This is a genomic window from Pseudomonas sp. LBUM1679 (assembly GCF_059695565.1).
Map to the genome: position 1 here is coordinate 4941474 of NZ_CP166774.1, position 25170 is coordinate 4966643.

Below are 25170 nucleotides of genomic sequence, written 5' to 3' on the forward strand. Positions count from 1 at the left end.
CAATAAGGAAGTAGCTGATGAACCTGCGGATCGAACAGTCGCAAAACCCCACGGATGAAGAGCGTCAGGCGATCCTCCTGCCGTTGCGCGCCTACAACGCGGCCAAGGCCGGTGCCACTGTCCCGGAGCCGATCGCCTTGCTGGTCCGCGACGAAAACGGCGAGATTCTTGGCGGTCTGTATGGCCGGGTTTTTTTCAAATGGTTGTACGTCGAGTTGCTGTCGGTGCCGGAACAGGCCCGAGGGTCAGGCATGGGCACGAAGCTGATGCAGATGGCCGAAGACCTGGCGCGGGAGAAGGCCTGCATCGGGGTCTGGCTCGACACCTTCGACTTCCAGGCGCCGGCGTTCTACAGGAAGCTGGGCTACAGCGAATTGGGGCAGATCGCTGACTACCCGCCGGGGCATAAGCGCTTTTTCTTCCAGAAGCGCCTGATCAACAACGCCTGACCCGTGTAGGAGCTGGCTTGCCAGCGAAGGCGTCATCAGTTCCAACATAAATGTTGCCTGAACGGACGCTTTCGCTGGCAAGCCAGCTCCTACAGGGGGGGAAACGCTGCCATCAGGTCAGAGGCAGGTCGCCAGCGCCGCCAACCGGCGCTTGGCGACAAAGTCATCCTTCTGCGCGTAGTAGTTCAACTGTGTTCCCGAGGCATCGGTCGTCACGTCCACAAAGGACTCCACCGAGCGCGTGTAGACAGTGGACCCGCCCTTCTTGCCCGGCTGCAGATACGCACTGGCATCGACGCCGAACACCGCCTCGTCCTGCCAGGAAAACTGCACGCACTGGGCGACGACTTTTTCCGGCTTGTTCGAGGTCAGGGTCTTATACGGGGTTCCAGTGCGAGCATCGTTCATCGCCGAGCCCGCACATCCCGCCAGCAAGGTTACAGCCAGCGCCACCATCAGAATTCGCATTGCGTTCGCTCATCAAGAAAAAGCGGACTGTATCACCGTGGCACGGCGTATCGTTCTGCTTTACTTCATTTATACCGCGACACCGGGTGCCGATTCGCGCACCCTGTCGCGCCATTAACGCTGCATCGCACATTTTTCTGGAACGACCCATGACACCCAACGCTGAATACTACAAACCGACCGCTGAATACGCCGACAAGCTGATCAGCCAGATCGGTCAGACGCCTTCCTGGATCGCCAAGCGCATCGGCGTCACCGACAAGCGGATTCGTTACATCCTTGATGGCGAACGCACCGTCAAAGGTGAAACCACGCCGATCCAGATGACGTACCCCGAGCAGTTTGCCCTCGAGTGCCTGGCCGCTGCGGCTAAAGCCAGCAAGAAGCAGTCTGTGTAATCCATTTTCAAGGAGCGACCATGGCGGCAAGCGAACAGCAACACGAGCAGGCGCTGAAGAGGTTTCTCGATGAGCGCCCTGAACTGCGCGTCGAACTCGACAGCCTCAACCCGCTGCTGGCTCAGGCCAAAGGCGAGACCCAGGCGCAATACCGCGACGAGCGCCTGCACGAAGCCTTCGAGGCCGAAGCCGAGCGTCTCGGGCTGTTTGCCTGGGAACTGACGTTGCAGTTGACCGCCGCGTCGCCTGAGGACTATCAGGCCCAGCGCATGGAAGTGCACAAGGAAGTGGCCGAGATGGCCGGTATGGACTGGCTGGAGTATTGCGAGTTATATGGATTAGGCAAGTAACCCTCGCCGCTCAAGGATGTAACTAACGATGCTGCCTTCGACCTCCAGCACCCACGCCAGTCCGGGCCATCTGCATATCCAGAAATGGCGCGGACGCATCGGCCTGTCGTTGGTGGCCGCACTCTCGGTACTGGCCGGCATGACCGACGCCATCGGCTTCATGGCCAGCGGCGATTTCGTTTCGTTCATGAGCGGCAACACCACCCGTCTTGCCGTGGCCATCAGCGACGGCGACATGGGCCTGACCCTGCGCCTGACGATCCTCGTGGCCACGTTCATCATCGGCAACGCCCTGGGCATCGTCGTCAGCCGTCTCGGCGGCCGGCGGGCGCTGCCCTTGCTGCTGTGCATCGCTACCCTGCTCTGCGGCGCCGCTGCCTGGCCTTATGAGGAACAACTGCCGGCGTTGCTGGCGGCGATCATTGCCATGGGCATGCTCAATGCCGCGGTGGAGGAAGTGAATGGCCTGCCGGTCGGCCTGACCTATGTCACCGGCGCCCTGTCGCGCTTCGGTCGCGGCCTGGGGCGCTGGATGCTCGGCGAACGGCGCAATGGCTGGCGGGTGCAGTTGATTCCCTGGGCCGGGATGTTTGCCGGCGCGGTGCTCGGTGCGGTGCTGGAACATCATCTTGGGCTCAGGGCGCTGTTTGTCAGCGGATTGCTGGCGGGGGGGATCGGGTTGCTGTCGTTGAAGATTCCGCGGCGGTGGCAGTTGGGGTATATGCCGCGCTGAATTTTGTATTGCCTGTGACGGCCCCATCGCGGGCAAGCCCGCTCCCACAGGGATTTGTGTGATGCCAAAGATTCCAGCTTCACCAAATAACCTGTGGGAGCGGGCTTGCCCGCGATGGGGCCCTTCCAGACAACATCGATTTAGCCGCCCCGCCGATAAAGCTTTATCATGACCGCAGTTTCGCTGATCGAGTCCGTCATGAAGTTCGCCATCGCGCTGTTTTCCGCCGCCCATGCGCCCTCCTCGCGCCGCGCCTTGCTGTTCGCCCAGGCCGCGCTGGCCGGCGGGCATGAGATTGTCCGGCTGTTTTTTTACCAGGACGGGGTCTACAACGCCTCCGGCAGCGTGGTCACGCCGCAGGATGAGCAGGACTTGCCCAAACAATGGCGCACCTTCGTCACTGAACATCAGCTCGATGGCGTGGTGTGCATCGCCGCCGCGCTACGCCGTGGCGTGTTGAACGCAGAAGAAGCCGGACGTTATCAGCGCGAAGCGGTTGCCGTGGCCGCGCCGTGGGAATTGTCCGGGCTGGGCCAGTTGCATGACGCGGTGCAGGACGCTGACCGCCTGATCTGTTTCGGAGGCGCATGAAATGCCCAGATCCTTGCTGATTATCAGCCGTCAGTCGCCCTGGTCCGGGCCGAGTGCGCGCGAAGCGCTGGACATTGTCCTGGCCGGCGGCGCTTTCGATCTGCCGATCGGCCTGCTGTTTCTCGATGACGGCGTGTTTCAGCTCGCCGCAAACCAGGACGCCAGGGCTTTGCAGCAAAAAGACCTGAGTGCCAACCTGCAGGCGCTGCCGATGTTCGGCGTCGAAGACCTGTTCGTCTGCGGCGACAGCGCGGCCGAACGCGGCCTGGACCCCAAGGCGTTATCGCTCGAAGAGGCCCAGGTGCTGACCGCCGGCGAAATCACCGCACTCTTTGACCGTTACCACCAGGTGATCACCCTCTGATGTCGACTTTGCATGTGTTGTCTCATTCCCCTTTCGGCGACGATCGCCTGACCAGCTGCCTGCGCGTGATCGGCGCCGAGGATGCGCTGCTGCTGTCCGGCGACGCGGCCTATGCCTTGCAACCGGGCACCGCGCCGTTCAATACCCTGGGCAGCCGCGGCCTGAAACTGTTTGTGCTGGCTGAAGACGCCCAGGCTCGCGACCTGCAAACGCCGGACTGGGCCAAGGCCATCGACTACCCGGCCTTCGTCGAACTGTCGATCCACTACGACAAGGTCAACAGTTGGCTATGAATGTCCTGACCGTGGGCGCCCGCGCCATCGAGCTGGACAAGGATGGTTTTCTGGTCGAACTGAGCGACTGGTCCCTTGAGGTCGCCAGCGCCCTCGCCGCCGCCGAAGACATCGAGTTGAGTCCCCAACACTGGGAGATCCTCGAATTGCTGCGTAATTTCTACAGCGAATTCCAGCTGTCCCCTGCCACGCGCCCGCTGATCAAGTACACCGCATTGAAGCTCGGCCCGGAAAAAGGCAACAGCCTGCACCTGAACCGACTGTTCAAAGGCACCCCTGCCAAACTCGCCGCGAAACTGGCGGGCCTGCCCAAACCGACGAATTGCCTATGACCGACTATCCTGCGCTGATCCTTGAAACACCCGCCGAACACCCGTTCGCCCAGTTCGTGCGCATCCTCGGCAAAGGCAAGCGTGGCGCCCGCGACCTGACCCGGGTCGAAGCGCGTGAAGCCATGGGCATGGTGCTCGACGACAAGGTCGAGGACACCCAGCTCGGCGCTTTCCTGATGCTGCTGCGGCACAAGGAAGAAAGCGCACAGGAGATGGCCGGGTTTACCGAAGCCTTGCGTGAACGCTTGCAGGCACCGGCGTTGAAGGTCGATCTGGACTGGCCGACCTATGCCGGCAAGAAACGTCATCTGCCGTGGTACCTGCTGGCGGCCAAGTGCCTGGCGCAGAACGGCGTGCGGATCTTCATGCACGGTGGCGGCGCGCACACGGCGGGCCGGCTGTACAGCGAACAGTTGCTCGAAACCTTGCAGATCCCGTTGTGCCGTAACTGGCAGCAGGTCGGCGCGGCACTCGATAACGGCGGCCTGGCGTTCATGCCGTTGGTGGATTGGGCGCCGCAGTTGCAACGGATGATCGACCTGCGCAACACCCTGGGCCTGCGTTCGCCGATCCACTCCCTGGCCCGGATCCTCAATCCGTTGGGCGCTCGCTGTGGCCTGCAAAGCATTTTTCACCCCGGCTACCAGGCGGTGCATCGCGACGCCAGCGGCTTGCTCGGCGACACCGCGATCGTGGTGAAAGGCGACGGCGGCGAGATCGAGATCAACCCGGATGCCGACAGCCACTTGTACGGCACCACCGGTGGCGAGAGTTGGGATGAGGAATGGCCGCAACTGTCGACCCAGCGCCACGTCAAACCGGCCAGCCTCGATCCCGAGCATTTGAAAGCCGTCTGGCGCGGCGACGTGGTCGACAGCTACCCGCACATGGCGCTGATCTCGACCATGGCCCTGGCCTTGCGCGGCCTTGGCCAGAGCCGTGAACAAGCCTTCGACACCGCCCAGCAGTATTGGGACGAGCGGGACAGATCGATTTAACCGATCATAACTGCCCAACCTTTGCGCTTTTAGTTCGAACCTATGCGAATAGACTCCTCTCCAACGCTTATCGGTTGAGGAGTCTGGAACATGGGTTTGTTAGTCGACGGTCGCTGGCATGACCAGTGGTACGAAAGCAGCAAGGACGGCGCGTTTCAGCGTGAACAGGCGCAGCGCCGCAACTGGGTGACCGCCGATGGCAAGCCGGGCCCGAGCGGTATCGGCGGCTTTGCGGCCGAGGCCGGTCGCTATCATCTCTATGTGTCCCTCGCCTGTCCGTGGGCCCATCGCACGCTGATCCTGCGCCAACTCAAAGGCCTTGAGAGCCTGATCGATGTGTCCGTGGTCAGTTGGCTGATGCTGGAAAACGGCTGGACCTTCGATCAGCACCTGGGTTCGACGGGCGACAAGCTCGATCACTTCCAGTTAATGCACCAGCGCTACACCGCCGATACCGCCGACTACACCGGCCGCGTCACTGTGCCGGTGCTGTGGGACAAACAACAGCAGCGCATCGTCAACAATGAATCGGCGGAGATCATCCGCATGTTCAACAGTGCTTTTGATGACTTGACCGGCAATGATCTGGACCTTTACCCGGCGCCGTTGCGCAGCGAAATCGACGCGTTGAACGAACGGATTTATCCGGCAGTGAACAATGGTGTTTATCGCGCCGGATTCGCCACCTCGCAGAAGGCTTATGAAGAGGCGTTCGATGAGTTGTTTGCCGAGCTGGATCGGCTGGAGCAGTTGCTGGGCGCCAATCGTTATCTGACCGGTGAGTACCTGACTGAAGCCGACATTCGGCTGTTTACCACGATGATTCGCTTCGACGCGGTGTATTACGGGCACTTCAAGTGCAACCTGCGGCGGATTGCCGATTATCCGAATCTGTCGAACTGGCTACGGGAGATTTATCAGTGGCCGGGGGTGGCCGGGACGGTGAGTTTTGAGCATATCAAGAACCACTACTATGGCAGTCACAAGACCATCAATCCGACCGGGATTGTGCCTAAGGGGCCGGCGCAGGATTTCACCGCACCGCATGATCGGGAGCGGTTGAGCGGGAAAGGGGTTTGGCGCAGGGCCTGAGGATTTGTTCAGGTTTTAGGGCCCCATCGCGAGCAAGCTCGCTCCCACAGGTTATGTGGTGAAGATGTAATCTTCGGCATCACACAAATCCTGTGGGAGCGGGCTTGCCCGCGATGGGCCGGGGTCGCGCTCGACCGACTCGGTCTCTAGAGTTGCCCCTGAGCCCCTTCAAACCACGCCAGTTTCTCGCGCAATTGCACCACTTCCCCAACAATCACCAACGTCGGCGCATGCACCTCATGCTCTGCCACCAGCTGCGGAAGGTCGGCCAGCGTGCCGGTAAACACCCGCTGATTGACCGTAGTGCCCTGCTGGATCAACGCCGCCGGGGTATCCGCCGCGCGACCGTGCCGGATCAACTGCTCGCAGATGATCGGCAACCCCACCAACCCCATGTAAAACACCAGGGTCTGCGCCGGCGCGACCAGGTCGGCCCACGGCAGATCGGTGGAGCCGTCCTTGAGGTGCCCGGTAACGAACCGCACCGACTGCGCGTAATCGCGATGCGTCAGCGGAATCCCGGCATAGGCCGCGCAACCGCTGGCTGCCGTGATCCCCGGTACGACCTGGAACGGGATGCCATGGGCCGCCAGTTCTTCGATCTCTTCGCCGCCACGGCCGAAGATAAACGGATCGCCGCCCTTCAGGCGCACCACGCGCTTGCCGGCCTTGGCCAGGTCCACCAATTGCTGGTTGATCTGATCCTGGGGCACGGCGTGATCGGCGCGGCGCTTGCCGACGTAGACCCGCTCGGCATCGCGGCGGCACAAATCGAGAATCGCCGGCGCCACCAGGCGGTCATACAGCACCACGTCGGCTTGCTGCATCAGGCGCAAGGCGCGGAAGGTCAGCAGGTCGGGATCACCCGGCCCTGCCCCCACCAGGTAGACTTCGCCGGTTGCAACAGGCGCTTCGCCGTTGATTTTCGCCAGCATCAAGCGCTCGGCTTCGGCACCCTGCCCGGCCAGTTGCCGATCGGCAATCGGCCCCTGGAACACGTCTTCCCAGAATGCCCGACGCTGCTGCACATCCGGGAACAGACGTTTGACCTGGCTGCGAAAACGCGCCGCCAGACCGGCCAGTTGCCCGTAGGTGGAAGGAATCCAGGTTTCCAGTTTGGCGCGGATCAAGCGTGCCAGCACCGGCGCATCGCCGCCACTGGAGACTGCGATGATCAGCGGCGAACGGTCGACGATCGCCGGGAAGATCACGCTGCACAGCGCAGGCGCATCCACCACGTTGACCGGCACGCAACGCCGATGGGCATCGGCGGAGACCTGTGCGTTCAGCGGTTCGTCGTCGGTGGCGGCGATGATCAGCCCGCAACCGTCCAGGTCGGCCTCGACGTAACCGCGCACCCGGCACTCGCCACCGCTGCCGGTCACCAGTTCGCGCAGTTGCGGTTCGATTTCAGGTGCGACCACCCGCAGCAGCGCACCGGCTTCGGCCAGCAGGCGGGATTTGCGCAAGGCAATCTCCCCCCCACCAACGACCAACACACGACTGCCGCGAAGGTTATGAAACAGCGGCAGATAGTCCATTTAGCCGATGACCTCGATGCCACCCATGTACGGTTTCAGCACCTCAGGCACACGGATCGAACCGTCGGCCTGCTGGTAGTTTTCCAGCACCGCCACCAGGGTACGACCGACCGCCAGGCCGGAACCGTTCAAGGTGTGAACCAGCTCAGGCTTGCCGGTTTCCGGGTTACGGAAACGCGCTTGCATCCGACGGGCCTGGAAGTCGCCGCAGTTGGAGCACGAGGAAATCTCGCGGTATTTGTCCTGGCTCGGGATCCACACTTCCAGGTCGTAGGTCTTGACGGCGCTGAAACCCATGTCGCCGGTGCACAGCGCCAGGGTGCGATAAGGCAGCTCGAGCAGTTGCAGGACTTTCTCGGCGTTGGCGGTCAGGCCTTCCAACGCGTCCATCGATGTCGACGGCTCAACGATCTGTACCATCTCGACCTTGTCGAACTGGTGCTGGCGAATCATGCCGCGGGTGTCACGCCCCGACGCACCGGCTTCACTGCGAAAGCACGGCGTGTGGGCGACGAACTTGATCGGCAGCAATTTCGAATCGACGATTTCGCCAGCAACGATGTTGGTCAGCGACACTTCGGCGGTCGGGATCAGGTACAGATCGGCTTCGCCTTCGCGAGCGATCTTGAACAGGTCTTCTTCGAACTTCGGCAGCTGACCGGTGCCTTGCAGCGCCGGGGCTTGAACCAGGTAAGGCGTGTAGGCCTCTTCGTAACCGTGTTCGCTGGTGTGCAGGTTGATCATGAACTGCGCCAGGGCGCGGTGCAGGCGCGCAATCGGGCCACGCAACAGAGCGAAACGGGCACCGGACAGCTTGGCGGCGGTTTCGAAATCCAGCCAGCCGAATTTCTCGCCCAGGGCTACGTGGTCCTGAACCGGGAAATCGAAAGCCTTCGGCGTGCCCCAGCGGCGCACTTCAACGTTGCCTTCTTCGTCGTCGCCGATCGGCACCGATTCGTGTGGCAGGTTGGGGATACCGAGCAGGATCGCGTCCAGATCGGTCTGAATGCCGTCCAGCTCGACTTTACCGGCACTCAATTCGTTCGCCATGCGCTCGACATCCGCCATCAGCGGCGCGATGTCTTCACCGCGTTGCTTGGCCTGACCGATGGACTTGGAACGTGCATTACGTTCAGCCTGCAGTGCTTCGGTGCGGGTCTGGACGGTCTTGCGCTGTTCTTCCAGCGCTTCGATGCGCGCGACATCCAGCGTGTAGCCACGGGATGCCAGGCGGTCCGCTACGTCCTGAAGGTTGCTACGTAACAGTTTGGAATCGAGCATGTCGGTTTCTCGTTTATCAAAGTTTGGTCAAGGACAGGCCGGCCCAGGTGGCAAGCAGCCCGCCGAATACGCTGATCGCCGCATAGCCCAGGGCCAGCGGCACTTGCCCGCTTTCCAGCAAGCGCACCGTATCCAGTGAAAAGGATGAAAAAGTCGTCAGCCCCCCGAGGAAGCCGACAATCAACCCGGCGCGCACTTCGAAAGGCACGTCCGGGCGAATCAAAAACAGACCGTATAGAACGCCGATCAGCAGACAGCCCACGATATTAACGGCCAGCGTCGCGGTATAGAAGTGCCGCGGCCAATTAGCATTGATCCAGTTACCCGTGGCGAAGCGCAACAGCGTACCGGCGACGCCGCCAATGGAAACCGCAACGACCAATGCAATCACTACTTTCTCCGCTGCCGGGGGCTGAGACGGTCAAGTTGCGCCAGGTGATTGAGCTTTTCGCCAATCTTCAACTCCAGGCCGCGCGGCACGGGCTGATAGAAGGGTTGCGGCTCGAGTTCTTCGGGGAAGTAGTCTTCGCCCGCGGCGTAGGCATCCGGCTCGTCGTGGGCGTAACGGTATTCATCACCGTAACCCAGCTGTTTCATCAGCTTGGTCGGCGCGTTGCGCAGGTGCAGCGGCACTTCCAGCGAACCGTGTTCGGTGGCGCTGCGCATCGCGGCTTTGAAGCCCATGTACACCGCGTTGCTTTTCGGCGCGCAAGCCAGATACGTGATGGCCTGGGCCACGGCCAGTTCGCCTTCGGGGCTGCCGAGGCGCTCCTGCACTTCCCACGCCGCCAGGCACAGGCTCAGGGCCCGCGGGTCGGCGTTGCCGATGTCTTCGCTGGCCATGCGCACCACGCGACGCGCCAGGTACAGCGGATCGCAACCGCCGTCGATCATCCGCGCGAACCAGTACAACGCACCGTCGGGGTTGGAGCCGCGCACCGATTTATGCAGCGCGGAAATCTGGTCGTAGAACGCCTCCCCGCCCTTATCGAATCGGCGACGGGTATCGCCCAACAGGCTTTGCAGCAGATCGACGCCGATCTCGCTGTGGTCTTCGGCCAGGTCCGAGGCGTTTTCCAGCAGGTTGAGCAGGCGTCGGCCATCGCCATCGGCCGCCGACAGCAGCATCTGGAAGCCTTCATCACTGAGGGTCAGTTGGCGTTTGCCCAGGCCACGCTCTTCGGTCAGCGCGCGCTGCACCAGTTTGCGCAGGGCCGCTTCGTCGAGGCTTTTGAGCACGTAGACGCGCGCCCGGGACAGCAAGGCGTTGTTGAGTTCGAACGAGGGGTTTTCCGTGGTTGCGCCGATGAAAATCAGCGTGCCGTCTTCGACATACGGCAGGAACGCATCCTGCTGCGACTTGTTGAAGCGGTGCACTTCGTCGACGAACAGGATGGTGCGCTTGCCGTACTGCCCGGCCTGCTGTTTGGCGATTTCCACCGCCTGGCGGATTTCCTTGACCCCGGCCAGTACCGCCGAAACCGTTTCGAAGTGCGCATCCGAGACTTCCGCCAGCAGCCGCGCCAGGGTGGTCTTGCCCACACCCGGCGGCCCCCAGAAAATCATCGAGTGCAGGGCACCCTGCTCCAGGGCTTCGCGCAAAGGCTTGCCCCGAGCGAGCAGGTGTTCCTGACCGACGTACTCGTCCAGATTGGCTGCGCGCAGGCGTGCTGCCAATGGTTGAGCTATCGGGGCGCTGCGAAACAGGTCCATCACTACTTATGAAACCTCACTGGGTCCTGATGTCGGTCATTTAGCTTGATAACACCACAATCCCTGTGGGAGCGGGCTCGCCCGCGATAGCGGTGCATCAGTCACATCAATGCTGGATGTGCCGACGCCATCGCGGGCAAGCCCGCTCCCACAGGTTCTATGTTGTGTTCTTTATTCCTGGATCACGTCCGCACCCTTGGGGATCACGAACTTGAATTTGGACGCCGCGATCGGCTCGTTGGCCTTCACCCCGGTGAACAGGATATTGGTGCGCTGGCCGACACTGTCGATCAGTTGCATATCATTGACCAGACCGTTGCGGAACGACAGACGCAAGCTGTCGAACAAGGTGTCCTTGGTTTTCGGCTTGAGGGTGAAGTCGATCACGCCGCCGGCTTCCTTGGCGCTGATATCGAAGCTCTGGCTGATCTTGGACACGTCACCGGACAGCAGCAACGCCGGCGTCTGGGTCAGGCGCAGGTCGAGGGTCTTGATGGTGACCTGTTCCAGGTCCGGGTCCCACAGCGTGACTTTCTTGCCGTCGGAGACCATGGTCTGCTCGGCCGGCGCATCGGTGTGCCAGTAGAACAGGCCCGGGCGCTGCAAGGACATTTCCCCGGCCGTTTCCTGCAACTGGGTGCCGCCGCCGTCGAGGGTCAGCTGGGAGAAGCGCGCGGTCAGGGTCTGGGATTTTTCCAGCAGTTGGGTCAGGCGTGCCACGTCCTTGTCATCGGCGTGGGCCGAGAGCGTGGTCAGAGCCAGAACCGGCAGCAATAACATGCGGATAAGACGCATGGGAGTCCTCTTGATATTCGTGGGGGGTGCGGGGCGCACTTGTGCGCCAACGCTTTTCAATTCAAGGCCTGTTCAAATCAGTCGCGCACCGGGCCAGGCGCCAGGACTTCACGGGAGCCGTTGGTGTTCATCGACGTCACGACCCCGGCCATTTCCATGGCTTCGATCATGCGCGCGGCGCGGTTGTAGCCGATTTTCAGCTTGCGCTGAACCGCGGAGATGGAGGCGCGACGGCTTTCCAAAACGAATTGCACGGCTTCGTCATAAAGCGCATCGGTTTCGGGATCATCGTCGCCACCGCTGCTGCCGCCATCGAAACCGCTACCCGGCTCTTCGACACCGGCGAGGATCTCGTCGTTGTATTCTGGCGCGCCGCGCAGTTTCCAGGCTTCAACCACCCGATGGACCTCGTCATCGGAGACGAAGGCACCGTGGACACGGATCGGCAGGCTGGTGCCCGGCGGCATGTAGAGCATGTCACCGTGGCCCAGCAGTTGTTCGGCGCCACCCTGGTCGATGATGGTCCGCGAGTCGATCTTGCTCGACACCTGGAACGCCATGCGCGTCGGAATATTCGCCTTGATCAGGCCGGTGATCACGTCGACCGACGGACGCTGGGTCGCGAGGATCAAGTGGATACCGGCCGCTCGGGCTTTCTGGGCGATACGGGCGATCAGTTCTTCAACCTTCTTGCCGACGATCATCATCATGTCGGCGAATTCGTCGACGACCACGACAATGGTCGGCAGCTTGACCAGCAGCGGCGCTTCGTCGTGAATGCTTTCGCGCTTGAACAATGGATCGGTCAGGGGTTCGCCGGCATCCTGGGCTTCCTTGACCTTGGCATTGAAGCCCGACAGGTTACGCACGCCCATCTTCGCCATCAGTTTGTAGCGACGCTCCATCTCCGCCACGCTCCAGCGCAGGGCGTTGGCCGCGTCTTTCATGTCGGTCACGACCGGGCACAGCAGGTGCGGAATGCCTTCGTAGATCGACAATTCGAGCATTTTCGGGTCGATCATGATCAGTTTGGCGTCTTCCGGGCCGGACTTGAACAGGATCGACAGGATCATCGCGTTCACACCCACCGATTTACCGGAACCTGTGGTACCGGCCACCAGCAAGTGCGGCATTTTCGCCAGGTCGGTGATGACCGGCTTGCCGCCGATATCGTGACCCAGGGCCAAGGTGACCGGCGACTTGAAGTTGTCGTACTCAGGGGTCGACAGCACTTCGGAGAAGCGCACGATCTGCCGGTCTTCGTTCGGGATCTCGATACCGACCGTGGTCTTGCCCGGGATCACTTCCACCACGCGCACGCTGGTCACGGCCAGGGAACGGGCCAGGTCTTTCGCCAGGTTGGAGATGCGGCTGACCTTGACGCCTGCCGCGGGTTGGATTTCGTAACGGGTAATCACCGGGCCCGGGTGAATCGAATCCACCGAGACTTCGACGCCGAATTCCTTGAGCTTGATCTCCAGCAAATGGCCCACCGCAGCCAGGGATTCGGGCGAGTAATTGAGTTGTTTCTTTTCCGCGGGGTCGAGAATCGAGATCGGCGGCAAGGTGCCCTCGACGGCGCTGTCGACGAACAGCGGCGCCTGCTTCTCTTTTTCCACGCGTTTGCTCGGCGCCGCAGGTTTCGGCGGCGCTGGCGCGATCACTGGCGGGACCTGCTTCTCGCGGTCCGACATGTGCTTGCTCAAGGCTTGCTCGCGCTCGATCAGGCGTTCCTTGACCTTGGCCTGCTCGCGCTTGTCGGTGACGCTCGGCGCCACCACGTCATGCACGCGTTCATCGACTTCGCGCAATTGCGCAACCAGCTGCTTGCGCTCGACACGGGCGGCCCACCAGCGATTGGCCGCGCCCTGGACCAGCTCGAACAGGTCCAGCGTGATCTTGCCGGTGACGTCCATCACCTTGAACCACGACAGGTCGGTGAACACCGTCAGGCCGAACAGGAACAACGCGATAAACAGCAATGTGCTGCCCTGGATGTTCAGGGCGTTCCTGGCCAGATCACCGAGGCTTTCCCCCAAAGCGCCGCCTGCGCCGGCCGGCAGACCGGTCGCCGCGTGGAAATGGATATGCGCCAGGGCCGCCCCCGACAATACCAGGAACACCAGGCCGATCAGGCGCCAGGAGAACAGCCAGCCGCTCCATTCCCAGGGTTCATGGCGCTGACGGAAGATCTGCCAGGCCTTGACCGCCAGCAGCAGCGGGAAGATGTAGGCGAAGTAACCCAGCACCATGAACAGGATGTCGGCGCTGTAGGAGCCGGCCGGGCCGCCGAAGTTCTGCACGTCGTCGATCTTGCTGTTGTGGCTCCAGCCCGGATCGTCCTTGCCATAGGTCAGCAAGGCCATCATCAGGAACAGGCACAGGGCACCGACGGCGATCAACGCACCTTCCTTGAGTCGGTAGTGCAAATGCTGGCGCCAGAGCGGAACGACGGCTGGTTTAGGTGCTGCGGTGGATTTCTTCAAAACGCTTCTTTTCCTGCGCCCATGGCGCGTCCATCTGTTGAATGACTATATAAAACTGCCCAATCCAGGCAGGTAAAAAAGTTAACAGGCGCAACTGGGACTACTTTTAACACTACGTCCCGGTTTTTATAAACACGGCTCGCAATGCTTATTTTGTTACAAGCACGCCGACAGCAGGCATTGTACGGGTTTGTTCGTCCGATGCCATGCTTGCAGTCCCGGGTGTAGCATAGTCAACGGGACTTGCATGCAGTTCAATTTGAGCATGCATTCTCTTTCGTGACAAAGGCTTATGAGGTGTTTTTATGAGCGAAGCGAAGCATTCCCGCCTGATCATTCTGGGTTCCGGCCCTGCCGGTTACAGCGCAGCCGTTTATGCCGCCCGCGCCAACCTCAAACCCGTGGTCATTACCGGCATACAGGCAGGTGGCCAGCTCACCACCACTGTCGAAGTCGACAACTGGCCCGGCGACGTCGAAGGACTCACCGGCCCGGTGCTGATGGAACGCATGCAAAAACACGCCGAACGCTTTGACACAGAGATTGTTTACGACCACATCCACACGGCCAAGTTGCAACAGCGCCCGTTCGAGCTCATCGGCGACAGCGGTACTTACACCTGCGATGCACTGATTATCGCCACCGGCGCCTCGGCGCAATACCTGGGGCTGCCTTCGGAAGAAGCCTTTGCCGGCAAAGGGGTTTCGGCCTGCGCGACGTGCGACGGCTTTTTCTACCGCAAACAGGTGGTCGCGGTGATCGGCGGCGGCAACACCGCGGTCGAGGAAGCCTTGTACTTGTCGAACATCGCCAGTGAAGTCCATCTGATTCACCGGCGCGACAAGTTGCGCGCCGAGAAGATCCTGCAGGACAAACTCTTTGAAAAAGCCGCCAACGGCAATATTCGCCTGCACTGGAACCAGCATCTGGAAGAAGTGCTGGGCGATGCCAGCGGCGTGACCGGCGCCCGCCTGCGGGACAGCCACAGCGGCGAAACCCGCGTATTGCCGCTGACCGGGGTCTTCATCGCCATCGGCCACAAGCCCAACACCGACCTGTTCCAGGGCCAGCTGGAAATGCGCGACGGCTATTTGCTGGTCAAGGGTGGCAGCGAAGGCGATGCCACCGCCACCGCGATCGCCGGGGTATTTGCCGCCGGCGACGTGGCCGATCACGTTTATCGCCAGGCCGTCACCTCCGCCGGGGCCGGCTGCATGGCCGCACTGGACGCAGAGAAATACCTCGACGACATTCCCACCGTTTGACGGCACACTTCACGGCGGGCCTGACAGCCCGCCACTGCCCTCCCCTTCTGCAAAGCCCGGATGCCATGCTGACTTGGTTACAACGCAACACCCTGACCTTCCCGCCGCTGGACAAGGCCATGCGCGACCCCAACGGGCTGCTGGCGGCGGGCGGCGACCTGTCCGCCGATCGGCTGATCAAGGCCTATCGCCATGGCTGTTTTCCGTGGTTCTCGGAAGGCCAGCCGATCCTCTGGTGGTCGCCGGACCCGCGCACGGTGTTGTTTCCCGACGAACTGCATGTCTCGCGCAGCCTGAACAAATTGCTGCGCCAACAACGCTACCAAGTGACCTTCGACAGGGATTTTGCCGCGGTTATCCGCGCGTGCGCCGCGCCACGGGAATACGCCGACGGCACCTGGATCACCGACGCCATGCAGGAGGCCTACCTCGAACTGCACAAGCGCGGTTACGCGCACTCGGTGGAAGTCTGGGACCAGGGCGAACTGGTCGGCGGGCTGTATGGCCTGGCCATGGGGCAGCTGTTTTTCGGCGAGTCGATGTTCAGCCGCGCCGACAATGCCTCCAAGTATGGTTTTGCCACGCTGGTGCGACATCTGGAAGACTCAGGCTTTGTGCTGATCGACTGCCAGATGCCGACCGACCACCTGCACAGCCTCGGCGCCCGGGCGATTCCCCGCCGCGAGTTCGCCGGTTACCTGGCGCGGCATCTGGACCAACCCAGCCGCGCCAGCTGGGTTTGCTGAGCGACTTTGGCCCGCGTGACTTACACTTATTCAAAAGCGCTTACACTTATCCAAAAGCTTATCGAGGGTTGATCATGACCGAGTTGGCGCGCTTGAAGTTTTATGCCACTCAGCCCCACTCTTGCAGTTATCTGCCCGAGGAGCAGGCCACGACCCTGTTCCTCGACCCTAGCCAGCCCATGGATGTGCATGTCTACGCAGACCTGTCGGAAATGGGTTTTCGTCGCAGCGGCGATCATCTGTACCGGCCCCATTGCCAGAATTGCAATGCGTGCGTACCGGCGCGCATTCCTGTGGCGCAGTTTTCACCCAACCGCCAGCAGAAGCGCATCTTCAAGCGCAACGCCGATGTGCAAGTCCGTCCGGCCAGGCCCCAGTTCAGCGAGGAGTACTTCGACCTCTACCAGCGCTACATCGAGCAGCGTCATGCCGATGGCGACATGTACCCGCCGAGCCGCGATCAGTTTTCGACCTTCCTGGTGAGGGACCTGCCTTTTTCCCGGTTCTATGAATTTCGTCTGGAAGGCCGGTTGCTGGCAGTGGCTGTCACCGACCTGCTGCCCAACGGCCTGTCTGCGGTCTACACCTTCTACGAGCCCGATGAAGAGCGTCGCAGCTTGGGGCGCTATGCAATCCTCTGGCAGATCACCGAGGCCCGGCGACTGGGCCTGGAAGCGGTCTACCTCGGCTATTGGATCAAGAACTGCAAAAAAATGAGCTACAAGACGCAATATCGCCCTATCGAACTGCTGATTAATCAGCGCTGGGTCATCCTGAACTAGAGCAAGCCCTAAACCCCTTGGCTTAAACCCCATTTTTCGGGCACAATGCACGCCGCTTTTGCCTGGCGCAGTTGCACCGGGCCATTCATTGGACACCGAGGGCTTTACTGCATGTCGAAAGAAGACAGCTTCGAAATGGAAGGCACTGTCGTCGACACCCTGCCCAACACCATGTTTCGCGTGGAGTTGGAAAATGGGCACGTCGTAACCGCGCATATCTCCGGCAAGATGCGCAAGAACTACATTCGTATTCTTACCGGTGACAAAGTGCGCGTCGAGCTGACGCCCTATGACTTGAGCAAAGGGCGCATCACTTACCGCGCTCGCTAATCAGGTCAATACAAGACGCCCGGCTTATGCCGGGCGTTTTTGTGTGCCCGGTTTTTTTTAGCCACCTATTCGAACCACTGCACAGATCCCTGTGGGAGCGGGCTTGCCCGCGAAAGCGGTGGGTCAGCTTGCATTGATGTTGGATGTGCCGCCGCCTTCGCGGGCAAGCCCGCTCCCACAGGGCAATGTGGTGATTGAACGAAATGAGGCAGACAGCAAAAAGGCGCCTTTCGGCGCCTTTTGCTTTTGTTGCGGATAACGTCAGGCCATTTCAGCCGTGGTCTCGAACTCGAAGGTCAGCTCGCCGTCCTTGAGGTCGATGTGCACCACGCCGCCATGGTCGGCCAGTTCGCCAAAGAGAATCTCTTCCGCCAGCGGACGCTTGATCTTGTCCTGGATCAAACGCGCCATAGGTCGAGCGCCCATTGCCGAGTCGTAGCCACCGGCTGCCAGCCAGCTGCGCGCCGCGTCCGTCACTTCCAGCTGCACACGCTTGTCTTCCAGCTGCGCCTGAAGCTCGGTAAGGAACTTGTCCACCACGCTCTTGATGACCTCATGGCTGAGGCGACCAAACTGGATAATGGTGTCCAGACGGTTGCGGAATTCCGGCGTGAAGCTCTTCTTGATCACTTCCATCGCATCGGACGAGTGGTCCTGATGGGTGAAACCGATCGAAGCACGGGCTGCGGTTTCGGCACCGGCGTTGGTCGTCATGATGACGATCACGTTACGGAAGTCCGCCTTGCGCCCGTTGTTATCGGTCAGCGTACCGTGGTCCATGACCTGCAGCAGCAGGTTGAAGACTTCCGGATGCGCCTTCTCGATCTCATCGAGCAACAGCACGCAGTGAGGCTGCTTGGTGATGGCTTCGGTCAGCAGACCGCCCTGATCGAACCCGACATAGCCTGGAGGTGCACCGATCAGACGCGATACGGTGTGGCGCTCCATGTACTCGGACATGTCGAAACGCACCAGCTCGATGCCCAACGCCTTGGCCAACTGCCGCGCCGCTTCGGTCTTGCCGACACCGGTAGGCCCGGCGAACAGGAACGAACCGACTGGCTTGTCAGGCGACTTGAGGCCGGCACGGGACAGCTTGATCGCGGTCGACAGCGAGTCGATCGCGGCATCCTGGCCAAACACGGTCAGCTTCAGGTCACGCTCAAGGTTACGCAGCAGCTCTCTGTCGGAGCTGTTGACGTGCTTAGGCGGAATCCGCGCGATTTTCGCAACGATGTCCTCGACCTGAGGTACTTCGATGCGCTTCACGCGCTTCTCGATCGGTTGCAGGCGCTGGTAGGCACCCGCCTCGTCGATGACGTCGATGGCCTTGTCCGGCATGTGCCGGTCATTGATGTAGCGTGAGGCCAGCTCAGCCGCTGCACGCAGGGCTTCATCGCTGTATTCAATGCCGTGGTGCGCTTCGAAACGCCCTTTCAGGCCGCGCAGGATACCGATGGTGTCTTCCACCGACGGTTCCGACACGTCGACCTTCTGGAAGCGCCGGGCCAGGGCACGGTCCTTCTCGAAGATCCCGCGGAATTCCTGGAACGTGGTCGAACCGATGCAACGGATATCACCGGACGACAGCAGCGGCTTGAGCAGGTTCGAGGCATCCATGACGCCACCGGACGCGGCACCGGCACCGATGATGGTGTGGATCTCGTCGATGAACAGGATCGCCTGCGGACGTTTTTTCAGCTCATTGAGCAGCGCCTTGAAGCGCTTCTCGAAATCGCCGCGGTATTTGGTCCCGGCCAGCAAGGCACCCAGGTCGAGGGAATACACCACGCTGTTGGCCAGCAGATCCGGCACCTGGTTGTCGACAATACGCTTGGCCAGGCCTTCGGCAATTGCGGTTTTACCCACGCCTGCCTCGCCCACCAGCAGCGGATTGTTCTTGCGACGACGCGCCAGGATCTGCGCGACACGCTCGACTTCCAGCTCACGGCCTACCAACGGGTCGATACGACCCTGGCGCGCGAGTTCGTTGAGGTTGCTGGCATAAGCATCCAGGGGATTGCCTGAAGAAGAAGACTCGCCGCCCTCGTCGTCCTGCATATCTTGCTCACCTTCAGAGTGATCGCCGTGCCCCGGCACTTTGGAAATGCCATGGGCGATGTAGTTGACGACATCGATGCGCGCGACGCTCTGCTGTTTCAGCAGGAACACCGCCTGACTCTCCTGTTCGCTGAAGATCGCAACCAGCACGTTGGCGCCGGTCACTTCGCGTTTGCCCGAGCTCTGTACGTGAAAGACAGCACGTTGCAGGACACGCTGGAAGCCCAGGGTTGGCTGGGTTTCACGATCCTCGTCATGGACGGGAATCAATGGCGTGGTCGAATCGATGAACTCCTGCAGGTCATGCTTGAGTTTGTCGAGGTTTGCGCCGCAGGCACGCAAAACGGTGGCGGCAGCCTCATTGTCCAATAGGGCCAGCAGGAGGTGTTCGACGGTCATGAATTCATGACGCTTCGATCGGGCCTCCTTGAAGGCAAGATTGAGGGTGACTTCGAGCTCGCGGTTTAACATAGCTTCACCTCATACCCAAGTGGTCGGCGATTAACCGTCCTTCTCGATTTCACAGAGTAGCGGATGCTGGCTTTCCCTGGCGTACTGGTTGACCTGCATGGCCTTCGTCTCGGCGATGTCGCGGGTAAACACTCCACATACTGCCCGTCCTTCTGTGTGGACGGCCAGCATGACCTTGGTCGCCAGCTCGCGATTCAGGTTAAAAAACACCTCGAGCACTTCGACGACGAAATCCATCGGTGTGTAGTCATCGTTGAACAAAACCACCTTGTACATCGGCGGCGCCTGTAATGCAGGCTTTGCTTCCTGAACAGCAATGCCTGCTGAATCGTCGTCGTGTTCCTCCGGGCGATCCTTTTGGAGAGTCGGGCGATCCTGATTGAATGTTAGTCGAATCTGGCTGATTGCATGCATGGAAAGAAAGGTTCGTCAGTTGTGCGAATACAGTGGTGGGGGCGGCCATCGTCGATTTCAACTCCGACTGCCTGGTCACCTTGACTATCGGCAAAACGGTGTTACAACCAATAGAGCCCACAGTGGGTAAAAAAGGTCCGTGGAGTCAACCTTATTTCCAGGAAATGACTGCGGATGTACTGGATGATACTCCAGTGATGGAGTCTGTTGCAGAGGGATATGAGTATGGCGGTAGGCAAGGTGAAATGGTTCAACAACGCCAAGGGCTACGGCTTTATCAACGAGGACGGCAAGGATGAAGATCTGTTTGCCCACTACTCGGCGATCAAAATGGACGGTTACAAAACCCTGAAAGCCGGGCAACCCGTGACCTTCAACATCATCCAGGGTCCGAAAGGGTTGCATGCCATCGATATCGCCGCCGCCGAGGCTTCGGCAGGACAGGCGCTGCCCGCCACGCAAAACGAAACGGTTTCGGGCTGACACGACCAAACATCCAGTCATAAAAAACCGCCCGACTCAATCACTTGAGCCGGGCGGTTTTTGTTATGCCGAAATCCGCTTACATGTGCGAAATCAGTGCATCACCAAACGCCGAAGAAGACAGCAGCTTCGCGCCTTCCATCAAACGGTGGAAGTCATAGGTCACGGTCTTGGCGGAAATCGCGCCATTGGTGCCCTTGATGATCAGGTCGGCCGCTTCGGTCCAACCCATGTGACGCAGCATCATCTCTGCAGACAGGATCAGCGAACCCGGGTTGACCTGGTCCTTGCCGGCGTATTTCGGCGCAGTACCGTGGGTCGCTTCGAACATCGCGATGGTGTCGGACAGGTTGGCACCTGGTGCTATACCGATACCGCCCACTTCGGCCGCCAGGGCGTCGGAGAGGTAGTCGCCATTGAGGTTCAGGGTCGCGATCACATCGTACTCGGCCGGGCGCAGCAGGATTTGCTGGAGCATGGCGTCGGCGATGGCATCCTTGACGATGACGTTCTTGCCGGTTTTCGGGTTCTTGAACTGCATCCAAGGACCACCGTCGAGCAGGGTCGCGCCGAATTCTTCAGCCGCCACTTCGTAGGCCCACTCCTTGAAGGCACCTTCGGTGAACTTCATGATGTTGCCTTTGTGCACGATGGTCAGCGAGTCGCGATCGTTGTCGACCACGTATTGCAACGCCTTGCGCGCCAAGCGTTTGGTGCCTTGCAGCGAAACCGGCTTGATGCCGATACCGCAGTTTTCGTCGAAACGGATCTTGGTGACGCCCATTTCATCTTTGAGGAACTTGATGACCTTGGTCGCTTCCGGCGAGCCGGCCTTCCACTCGATACCGGCATAAATGTCTTCCGAGTTTTCGCGGAAGATGGTCATGTCGACGTCGCCTGGCTTCTTGACCGGGCTAGGCACGCCTTCGAACCAGCGCACCGGGCGCAGGCAGACATACAGGTCGAGTTGCTGGCGCAGGGCCACGTTCAGGGAACGGATGCCGCCGCCAACCGGGGTGGTCAGAGGGCCCTTGATGGAAACCACGTAATCCTTGACCGCGTCCAGGGTTTCCTGGGGCAGCCAGGTGTCCTGATCGTAAACCTGAGTCGCCTTCTCCCCGGCGTAGACTTCCATCCAGGAAATTTTGCGCTCGCCGCCGTAAGCCTTCTTAACAGCAGCATCGACAACCTTGATCATGACCGGGCTGATATCAACGCCAATACCATCGCCTTCGATGAAGGGGATGATCGGGTTGTTAGGAACATTGAGAGAATGGTCCGCGTTGACGGTGATTTTGTCGCCGACGGCTGGAACCTGAATCTTCTTGTATCCCATGCTGAACTCCATTGTTTGGATTGAACATCTGGCTTCGTTCGAGCGTACCCCAGTTAATTCGGCGCGCAAACCCTCTGTTCCACCCATCTGCCGCAAAGCGGCGCGGTTCGGGGCCTACAAGCCTGAAAGCCAAGGGAAAAACGCCAAACTCAAGCACGGTGCAAGACTCTACGCCCCGTACTCCCCTGCGACCTTTAGACCAATGGACGTCAATCGATGTGTATGAACCATCGGCAGATTGCCAGCTACCTATGTATAATGCCGCCCGCTGACCACAGAGTCACGACGGCCGACCGCTCTATCACAAGACTTCGGGCCCGAAAAAGCAGGACCGTTACCGCGGTCCACCCGCTTGACGCTCGACTGATGCACCCAACATCACCGCGCACAAATCTCGACATTCGGCTCATGGATGACTTTGAACGAACGCGCTTACCCGGCGCCCCTCGAGTTTTTCTGCGCATGCTTTAGCAAAGAAGAGAGAGTTAATCCGAATATGCCCACCCGCTCGAAGATCATCTATACCTTCACCGACGAAGCTCCCGCCCTCGCCACCTATTCACTGTTGCCTATCGTAGAGGCTTTCACCGCCTCCGCTGATATCGCCGTGGAAACCCGCGATATCTCTCTTGCAGGGCGCATCCTGGCCAGCTTCCCCGAGCAACTGGGAGACAAAGCCGTCGCCGACCACCTCGCCGAACTGGGCGACCTGGCCGTCACGCCTGAAGCCAACATCATCAAGCTGCCGAACATCAGCGCCTCGGTTCCGCAACTGCAAGCCGCGGTCAAGGAACTGCAAGCCCAGGGCTTCGCATTGCCGGACTACCCGGAAACCGTGACCAGCGACGCCGACAAGCTCGCCAAGTCGCGCTACGACAAGATCAAGGGCAGCGCCGTAAACCCGGTCCTGCGCGAAGGCAACTCCGATCGTCGTGCGCCGCTGTCGGTCAAGAACTACGCGCGCAAGCACCCGCACAAAATGGGCGCCTGGGCTGCGGACTCCAAGTCCCACGTGGCGCACATGAGCACCGGCGACTTCTACGGCAGCGAAAAAGCCGCCCTGATCGACGCCGCTGACGCCGTCAAAATCGAACTGATCGCTCAAGACGGCACCACCACCGTCCTGAAAGAAAAGACCACCGTGCAAGCCGGTGAGATCCTCGATTGCGCGGTCATGAGCAAAAAAGCGCTGCGCAGCTTCATCGCGGCCGAAATCGAAGACACCAAAGCCAAAGGCGTACTGCTGTCGGTGCACCTGAAAGCGACCATGATGAAGGTCTCCGACCCGATCATGTTCGGCCAGATCGTTGCCGAGTTCTACAAAGACGCCCTGGCCAAGCACGCTGACGTGCTGGCACAGATCGGCTTCAACCTGAACAATGGCATCGGCGACCTGTACGCTCGCATCAAGGCTTTGCCGGCCGAGCAACAAGCGCAGATCGAAGCGGACATCCAGGCGGTCTACGCCGTCCGTCCGTCGCTGGCCATGGTCAACTCCGACAAAGGCATCACCAACCTGCACGTACCGAGCGACGTGATCGTCGACGCCTCGATGCCAGCGATGATCCGTGACTCCGGCAAGATGTGGGGCACCGACGGCCAGCTACACGACACCAAGGCGGTGATCCCGGATCGCTGCTACGCCACCATCTACCAGGCGGTGATCGAAGACTGCAAGCTGCACGGCGCTTTCGATCCGACCACCATGGGCAGCGTGCCGAACGTCGGCCTGATGGCGAAAAAAGCCGAAGAATACGGTTCCCACGACAAGACGTTCCAGATCAAGACCAACGGTGTTGTCCGCATTACCGACAGCAAAGGCGGCCTGTTGCTGGAACAGTCGGTTGAAGCCGGCGACATCTTCCGCATGTGCCAGACCAAAGACGCGCCGATCCAGGACTGGGTCAAACTGGCTGTCACCCGTGCTCGCGCCAGCGCCACGCCAGCGATTTTCTGGCTGGACCCAATGCGCGCCCACGACGGCGTAGTGATCGAGAAAGTTCAGGCTTACCTGAAGGATCACGACACCGCAGGGCTGGACATCCGCATCATGTCGCCTGTCGACGCGATGAAGTTCACTCTGGACCGCACCCGCGAAGGCAAGGACACCATCTCGGTGACCGGCAACGTATTGCGCGACTACCTGACCGACCTGTTCCCGATCATGGAACTGGGCACCAGCGCCAAGATGCTGTCGATCGTTCCGCTGATGAATGGCGGCGGTCTGTTCGAAACCGGCGCCGGCGGTTCGGCACCGAAGCACGTGCAGCAGCTGCTGGAAGAGAACTTCCTGCGTTGGGATTCCCTGGGCGAGTTCCTGGCCCTGGCCGCTTCCCTCGAGCACCTGGGCGTGACGTACAACAACCCTAAGGCGCTGGTACTGGCCAAGACCCTGGATCAGGCTACCGGCCAGTTCCTGGACAACAACAAGTCGCCATCGCGCAAAGTCGGCAACATCGACAACCGCGGCAGCCACTTCTACCTGGCGCTGTACTGGGCCCAGGCCCTGGCCGCCCAGACCGAAGACACTGCACTGCAAGCGCAGTTCGGCGAGCTGGCCAAGACCCTGACCGAGAACGAGGCAACCATCGTCGCCGAGCTCAACGCCGTACAGGGCAAGCCAGTGGACATCGGCGGTTACTACCACGCCAATGCCGAGCTGATCAGCAAGGCCATGCGCCCGAGCAACACCTTCAACGCCGCGATTGCTGCGTTGGTTTAAGGTTGTAAGGATGCAAGGAAGCCCCGGCCCAGTGCCGGGGTTTTTGTTTCTGGCATACCCACTCCTGTAGGAGCTGGCTTGCCAGCGAATGCGGTTTATCATTCAACATCAATATTGACTGACCCACCGCTTTCGCTGGCAAGCCAGCTCCTACAAGGGCCGGGTTTCAACATTCCGAAACGAGGAAGCTTTATGGATTGGCTACCCCACATCACCGTCGCCACCATCGTCGAAGACAACGGCCGCTTCCTGATGGTCGAAGAAACCAAGCACGGACGAACGGTGCTCAATCAGCCAGCCGGTCACCTCGACCCGGACGAAACCCTGATCGACGCCGCCATCCGCGAAACCCTCGAGGAAACCGGCTGGGACGTCGAACCGACCGGCGTGGTGGGCATTTATCTCTACACAGCCCCGAGCAATGGCGTGACTTATCAGCGGGTCTGTTTCACCGCAAAACCGCTCAAGCATCACCCCGACTATCAGCTGGACGACGGCATCGTCGGCGCCAAGTGGCTGACGCGTGACGAATTGCTGGCACAGCGCGCAAACTGGCGCAGTGAGCTGATCATCCGCTGTATCGATGATTATCTGGCAGGCAATCACTTCGGTCTCGAATTGATCCGCCCTTCTCTTTAGCCTTGTGGGCTGCGGCCTGTTAGAATCGCGTCCTTTT

Annotated in this window: 27 protein-coding genes; 17 read left to right on the forward strand and 10 right to left on the reverse strand. The window is 60.5% G+C overall.

Annotation, left to right across the window (positions count from 1 at the left end; genetic code table 11):
• Window positions 1–17: 17 nt before the first annotated feature.
• Window positions 18–449 carry a GNAT family N-acetyltransferase gene (locus tag ACA062_RS22495; RefSeq protein WP_497453077.1) on the forward strand — a complete coding sequence of 144 codons (432 nt, stop codon included), beginning with the start codon at window positions 18–20 and terminating at the stop codon, window positions 447–449.
• Window positions 450–566: 117 nt separating this feature from the next.
• Here ACA062_RS22495 and ACA062_RS22500 read toward each other — a convergent pair whose 3' ends face one another.
• Window positions 567–917, reverse strand: coding sequence for a hypothetical protein (locus ACA062_RS22500; protein ID WP_497453078.1), 351 nt, complete (start codon window positions 915–917; stop codon window positions 567–569).
• Window positions 918–1066: 149 nt separating this feature from the next.
• On the opposite strand from ACA062_RS22500, the gene ACA062_RS22505 reads away from it, so the two are divergent.
• From ACA062_RS22505 to ACA062_RS22545, 9 genes are all read left to right on the forward strand, one after another.
• On the forward strand, window positions 1067–1315 hold the full coding sequence (locus ACA062_RS22505; RefSeq protein ID WP_128871290.1) for a hypothetical protein: 249 nt from the start codon (window positions 1067–1069) through the stop codon (window positions 1313–1315).
• Between the two features lie 20 nt (window positions 1316–1335).
• Window positions 1336–1665 carry a DUF6388 family protein gene (locus ACA062_RS22510; RefSeq protein ID WP_497453079.1) on the forward strand — a complete coding sequence of 110 codons (330 nt, stop codon included), beginning with the start codon at window positions 1336–1338 and terminating at the stop codon, window positions 1663–1665.
• 28 nt (window positions 1666–1693) lie between these two features.
• The gene (locus ACA062_RS22515; RefSeq protein WP_497453080.1) at window positions 1694–2398 is read left to right on the forward strand and encodes a YoaK family protein; all 705 of its coding nucleotides are present in this window, start codon (window positions 1694–1696) and stop codon (window positions 2396–2398) included.
• A 198-nt stretch (window positions 2399–2596) separates the two neighbouring features.
• Window positions 2597–2989: a sulfurtransferase complex subunit TusD gene (gene tusD / locus ACA062_RS22520; RefSeq protein ID WP_497457476.1), complete on the forward strand. Its 393-nt coding sequence runs from the start codon at window positions 2597–2599 to the stop codon at window positions 2987–2989.
• Window position 2990: 1 nt separating this feature from the next.
• Complete coding sequence (gene tusC, locus ACA062_RS22525; protein WP_497453081.1) at window positions 2991–3353, forward strand: sulfurtransferase complex subunit TusC; 363 nt, start codon at window positions 2991–2993, stop codon at window positions 3351–3353.
• Window positions 3353–3646, forward strand: a complete 294-nt coding sequence (gene tusB, locus ACA062_RS22530) for a sulfurtransferase complex subunit TusB (RefSeq protein ID WP_497453082.1) — start codon at window positions 3353–3355, stop codon at window positions 3644–3646. The genes tusC and tusB overlap by 1 nt, the downstream gene beginning before the upstream one ends.
• Window positions 3643–3978, forward strand: coding sequence for a TusE/DsrC/DsvC family sulfur relay protein (locus tag ACA062_RS22535; protein ID WP_497453083.1), 336 nt, complete (start codon window positions 3643–3645; stop codon window positions 3976–3978). The genes tusB and ACA062_RS22535 overlap by 4 nt, the downstream gene beginning before the upstream one ends.
• Window positions 3975–4976 carry a glycosyl transferase family protein gene (locus ACA062_RS22540; RefSeq protein ID WP_497453084.1) on the forward strand — a complete coding sequence of 334 codons (1002 nt, stop codon included), beginning with the start codon at window positions 3975–3977 and terminating at the stop codon, window positions 4974–4976. The genes ACA062_RS22535 and ACA062_RS22540 overlap by 4 nt, the downstream gene beginning before the upstream one ends.
• A 90-nt stretch (window positions 4977–5066) precedes the next feature.
• On the forward strand, window positions 5067–6068 hold the full coding sequence (locus ACA062_RS22545) for a glutathione S-transferase family protein (protein ID WP_497453085.1): 1002 nt from the start codon (window positions 5067–5069) through the stop codon (window positions 6066–6068).
• A gap of 146 nt (window positions 6069–6214) precedes the next feature.
• Here ACA062_RS22545 and cysG read toward each other — a convergent pair whose 3' ends face one another.
• The 6 genes from cysG to ftsK form a co-directional block, all read right to left on the reverse strand.
• A complete protein-coding gene (gene cysG, locus ACA062_RS22550) occupies window positions 6215–7609 on the reverse strand; it encodes a siroheme synthase CysG (protein WP_497453086.1) in 1395 nt (464 codons plus the stop codon).
• Window positions 7610–8890: a serine--tRNA ligase gene (gene serS / locus ACA062_RS22555; protein ID WP_497453087.1), complete on the reverse strand. Its 1281-nt coding sequence runs from the start codon at window positions 8888–8890 to the stop codon at window positions 7610–7612.
• Between the two features lie 16 nt (window positions 8891–8906).
• Complete coding sequence (crcB, locus tag ACA062_RS22560; RefSeq protein ID WP_497453088.1) at window positions 8907–9281, reverse strand: fluoride efflux transporter CrcB; 375 nt, start codon at window positions 9279–9281, stop codon at window positions 8907–8909.
• Window positions 9281–10603, reverse strand: coding sequence for a replication-associated recombination protein A (locus ACA062_RS22565; RefSeq protein ID WP_138968180.1), 1323 nt, complete (start codon window positions 10601–10603; stop codon window positions 9281–9283). The genes crcB and ACA062_RS22565 overlap by 1 nt, the downstream gene beginning before the upstream one ends.
• 171 nt (window positions 10604–10774) lie before the next feature.
• Window positions 10775–11398, reverse strand: coding sequence for an outer membrane lipoprotein periplasmic chaperone LolA (gene lolA, locus ACA062_RS22570; RefSeq protein ID WP_128871298.1), 624 nt, complete (start codon window positions 11396–11398; stop codon window positions 10775–10777).
• Between the two features lie 77 nt (window positions 11399–11475).
• Entirely contained in the window at window positions 11476–13884 is a 2409-nt protein-coding gene (gene ftsK / locus ACA062_RS22575) for a DNA translocase FtsK (RefSeq protein ID WP_497453089.1), read from the reverse strand.
• A 305-nt stretch (window positions 13885–14189) separates the two neighbouring features.
• Here ftsK and trxB point away from each other — a divergent pair, with 305 nt between their 5' ends.
• The 4 genes from trxB to infA all read left to right on the forward strand — a co-directional run bounded on the left by trxB (window position 14190) and on the right by infA (window position 17007).
• A complete protein-coding gene (trxB, locus tag ACA062_RS22580) occupies window positions 14190–15149 on the forward strand; it encodes a thioredoxin-disulfide reductase (RefSeq protein ID WP_497453090.1) in 960 nt (319 codons plus the stop codon).
• Window positions 15150–15214: 65 nt separating this feature from the next.
• Window positions 15215–15895 carry a leucyl/phenylalanyl-tRNA--protein transferase gene (gene aat, locus ACA062_RS22585; RefSeq protein WP_497453091.1) on the forward strand — a complete coding sequence of 227 codons (681 nt, stop codon included), beginning with the start codon at window positions 15215–15217 and terminating at the stop codon, window positions 15893–15895.
• A 74-nt stretch (window positions 15896–15969) separates the two neighbouring features.
• On the forward strand, window positions 15970–16677 hold the full coding sequence (locus ACA062_RS22590) for an arginyltransferase (protein ID WP_497453092.1): 708 nt from the start codon (window positions 15970–15972) through the stop codon (window positions 16675–16677).
• Window positions 16678–16788: 111 nt separating this feature from the next.
• Complete coding sequence (gene infA / locus ACA062_RS22595; RefSeq protein ID WP_002553999.1) at window positions 16789–17007, forward strand: translation initiation factor IF-1; 219 nt, start codon at window positions 16789–16791, stop codon at window positions 17005–17007.
• Window positions 17008–17268: 261 nt separating this feature from the next.
• Here infA and clpA read toward each other — a convergent pair whose 3' ends face one another.
• Together clpA and clpS are read right to left on the reverse strand one after the other, a co-directional pair.
• A complete protein-coding gene (gene clpA, locus ACA062_RS22600) occupies window positions 17269–19539 on the reverse strand; it encodes an ATP-dependent Clp protease ATP-binding subunit ClpA (RefSeq protein WP_497453093.1) in 2271 nt (756 codons plus the stop codon).
• A 30-nt stretch (window positions 19540–19569) separates the two neighbouring features.
• Window positions 19570–19953, reverse strand: coding sequence for an ATP-dependent Clp protease adapter ClpS (gene clpS / locus ACA062_RS22605; RefSeq protein WP_020799529.1), 384 nt, complete (start codon window positions 19951–19953; stop codon window positions 19570–19572).
• Window positions 19954–20178: 225 nt separating this feature from the next.
• Here clpS and cspD point away from each other — a divergent pair, with 225 nt between their 5' ends.
• Complete coding sequence (cspD, locus tag ACA062_RS22610) at window positions 20179–20436, forward strand: cold shock domain-containing protein CspD (RefSeq protein WP_497453094.1); 258 nt, start codon at window positions 20179–20181, stop codon at window positions 20434–20436.
• Window positions 20437–20515: 79 nt separating this feature from the next.
• Here the strand turns inward: cspD and icd are convergent, their stop codons facing one another.
• Window positions 20516–21772, reverse strand: coding sequence for an NADP-dependent isocitrate dehydrogenase (icd, locus tag ACA062_RS22615; RefSeq protein ID WP_010458895.1), 1257 nt, complete (start codon window positions 21770–21772; stop codon window positions 20516–20518).
• A gap of 496 nt (window positions 21773–22268) precedes the next feature.
• Between icd and ACA062_RS22620 the strand changes: the two genes are divergently transcribed.
• Together ACA062_RS22620 and ACA062_RS22625 are read left to right on the forward strand one after the other, a co-directional pair.
• Entirely contained in the window at window positions 22269–24494 is a 2226-nt protein-coding gene (locus ACA062_RS22620; RefSeq protein ID WP_497453095.1) for an NADP-dependent isocitrate dehydrogenase, read from the forward strand.
• Between the two features lie 192 nt (window positions 24495–24686).
• Window positions 24687–25133, forward strand: coding sequence for an NUDIX hydrolase (locus ACA062_RS22625; protein WP_497453096.1), 447 nt, complete (start codon window positions 24687–24689; stop codon window positions 25131–25133).
• The last annotated feature ends 37 nt before the right edge of the window (window positions 25134–25170 follow it).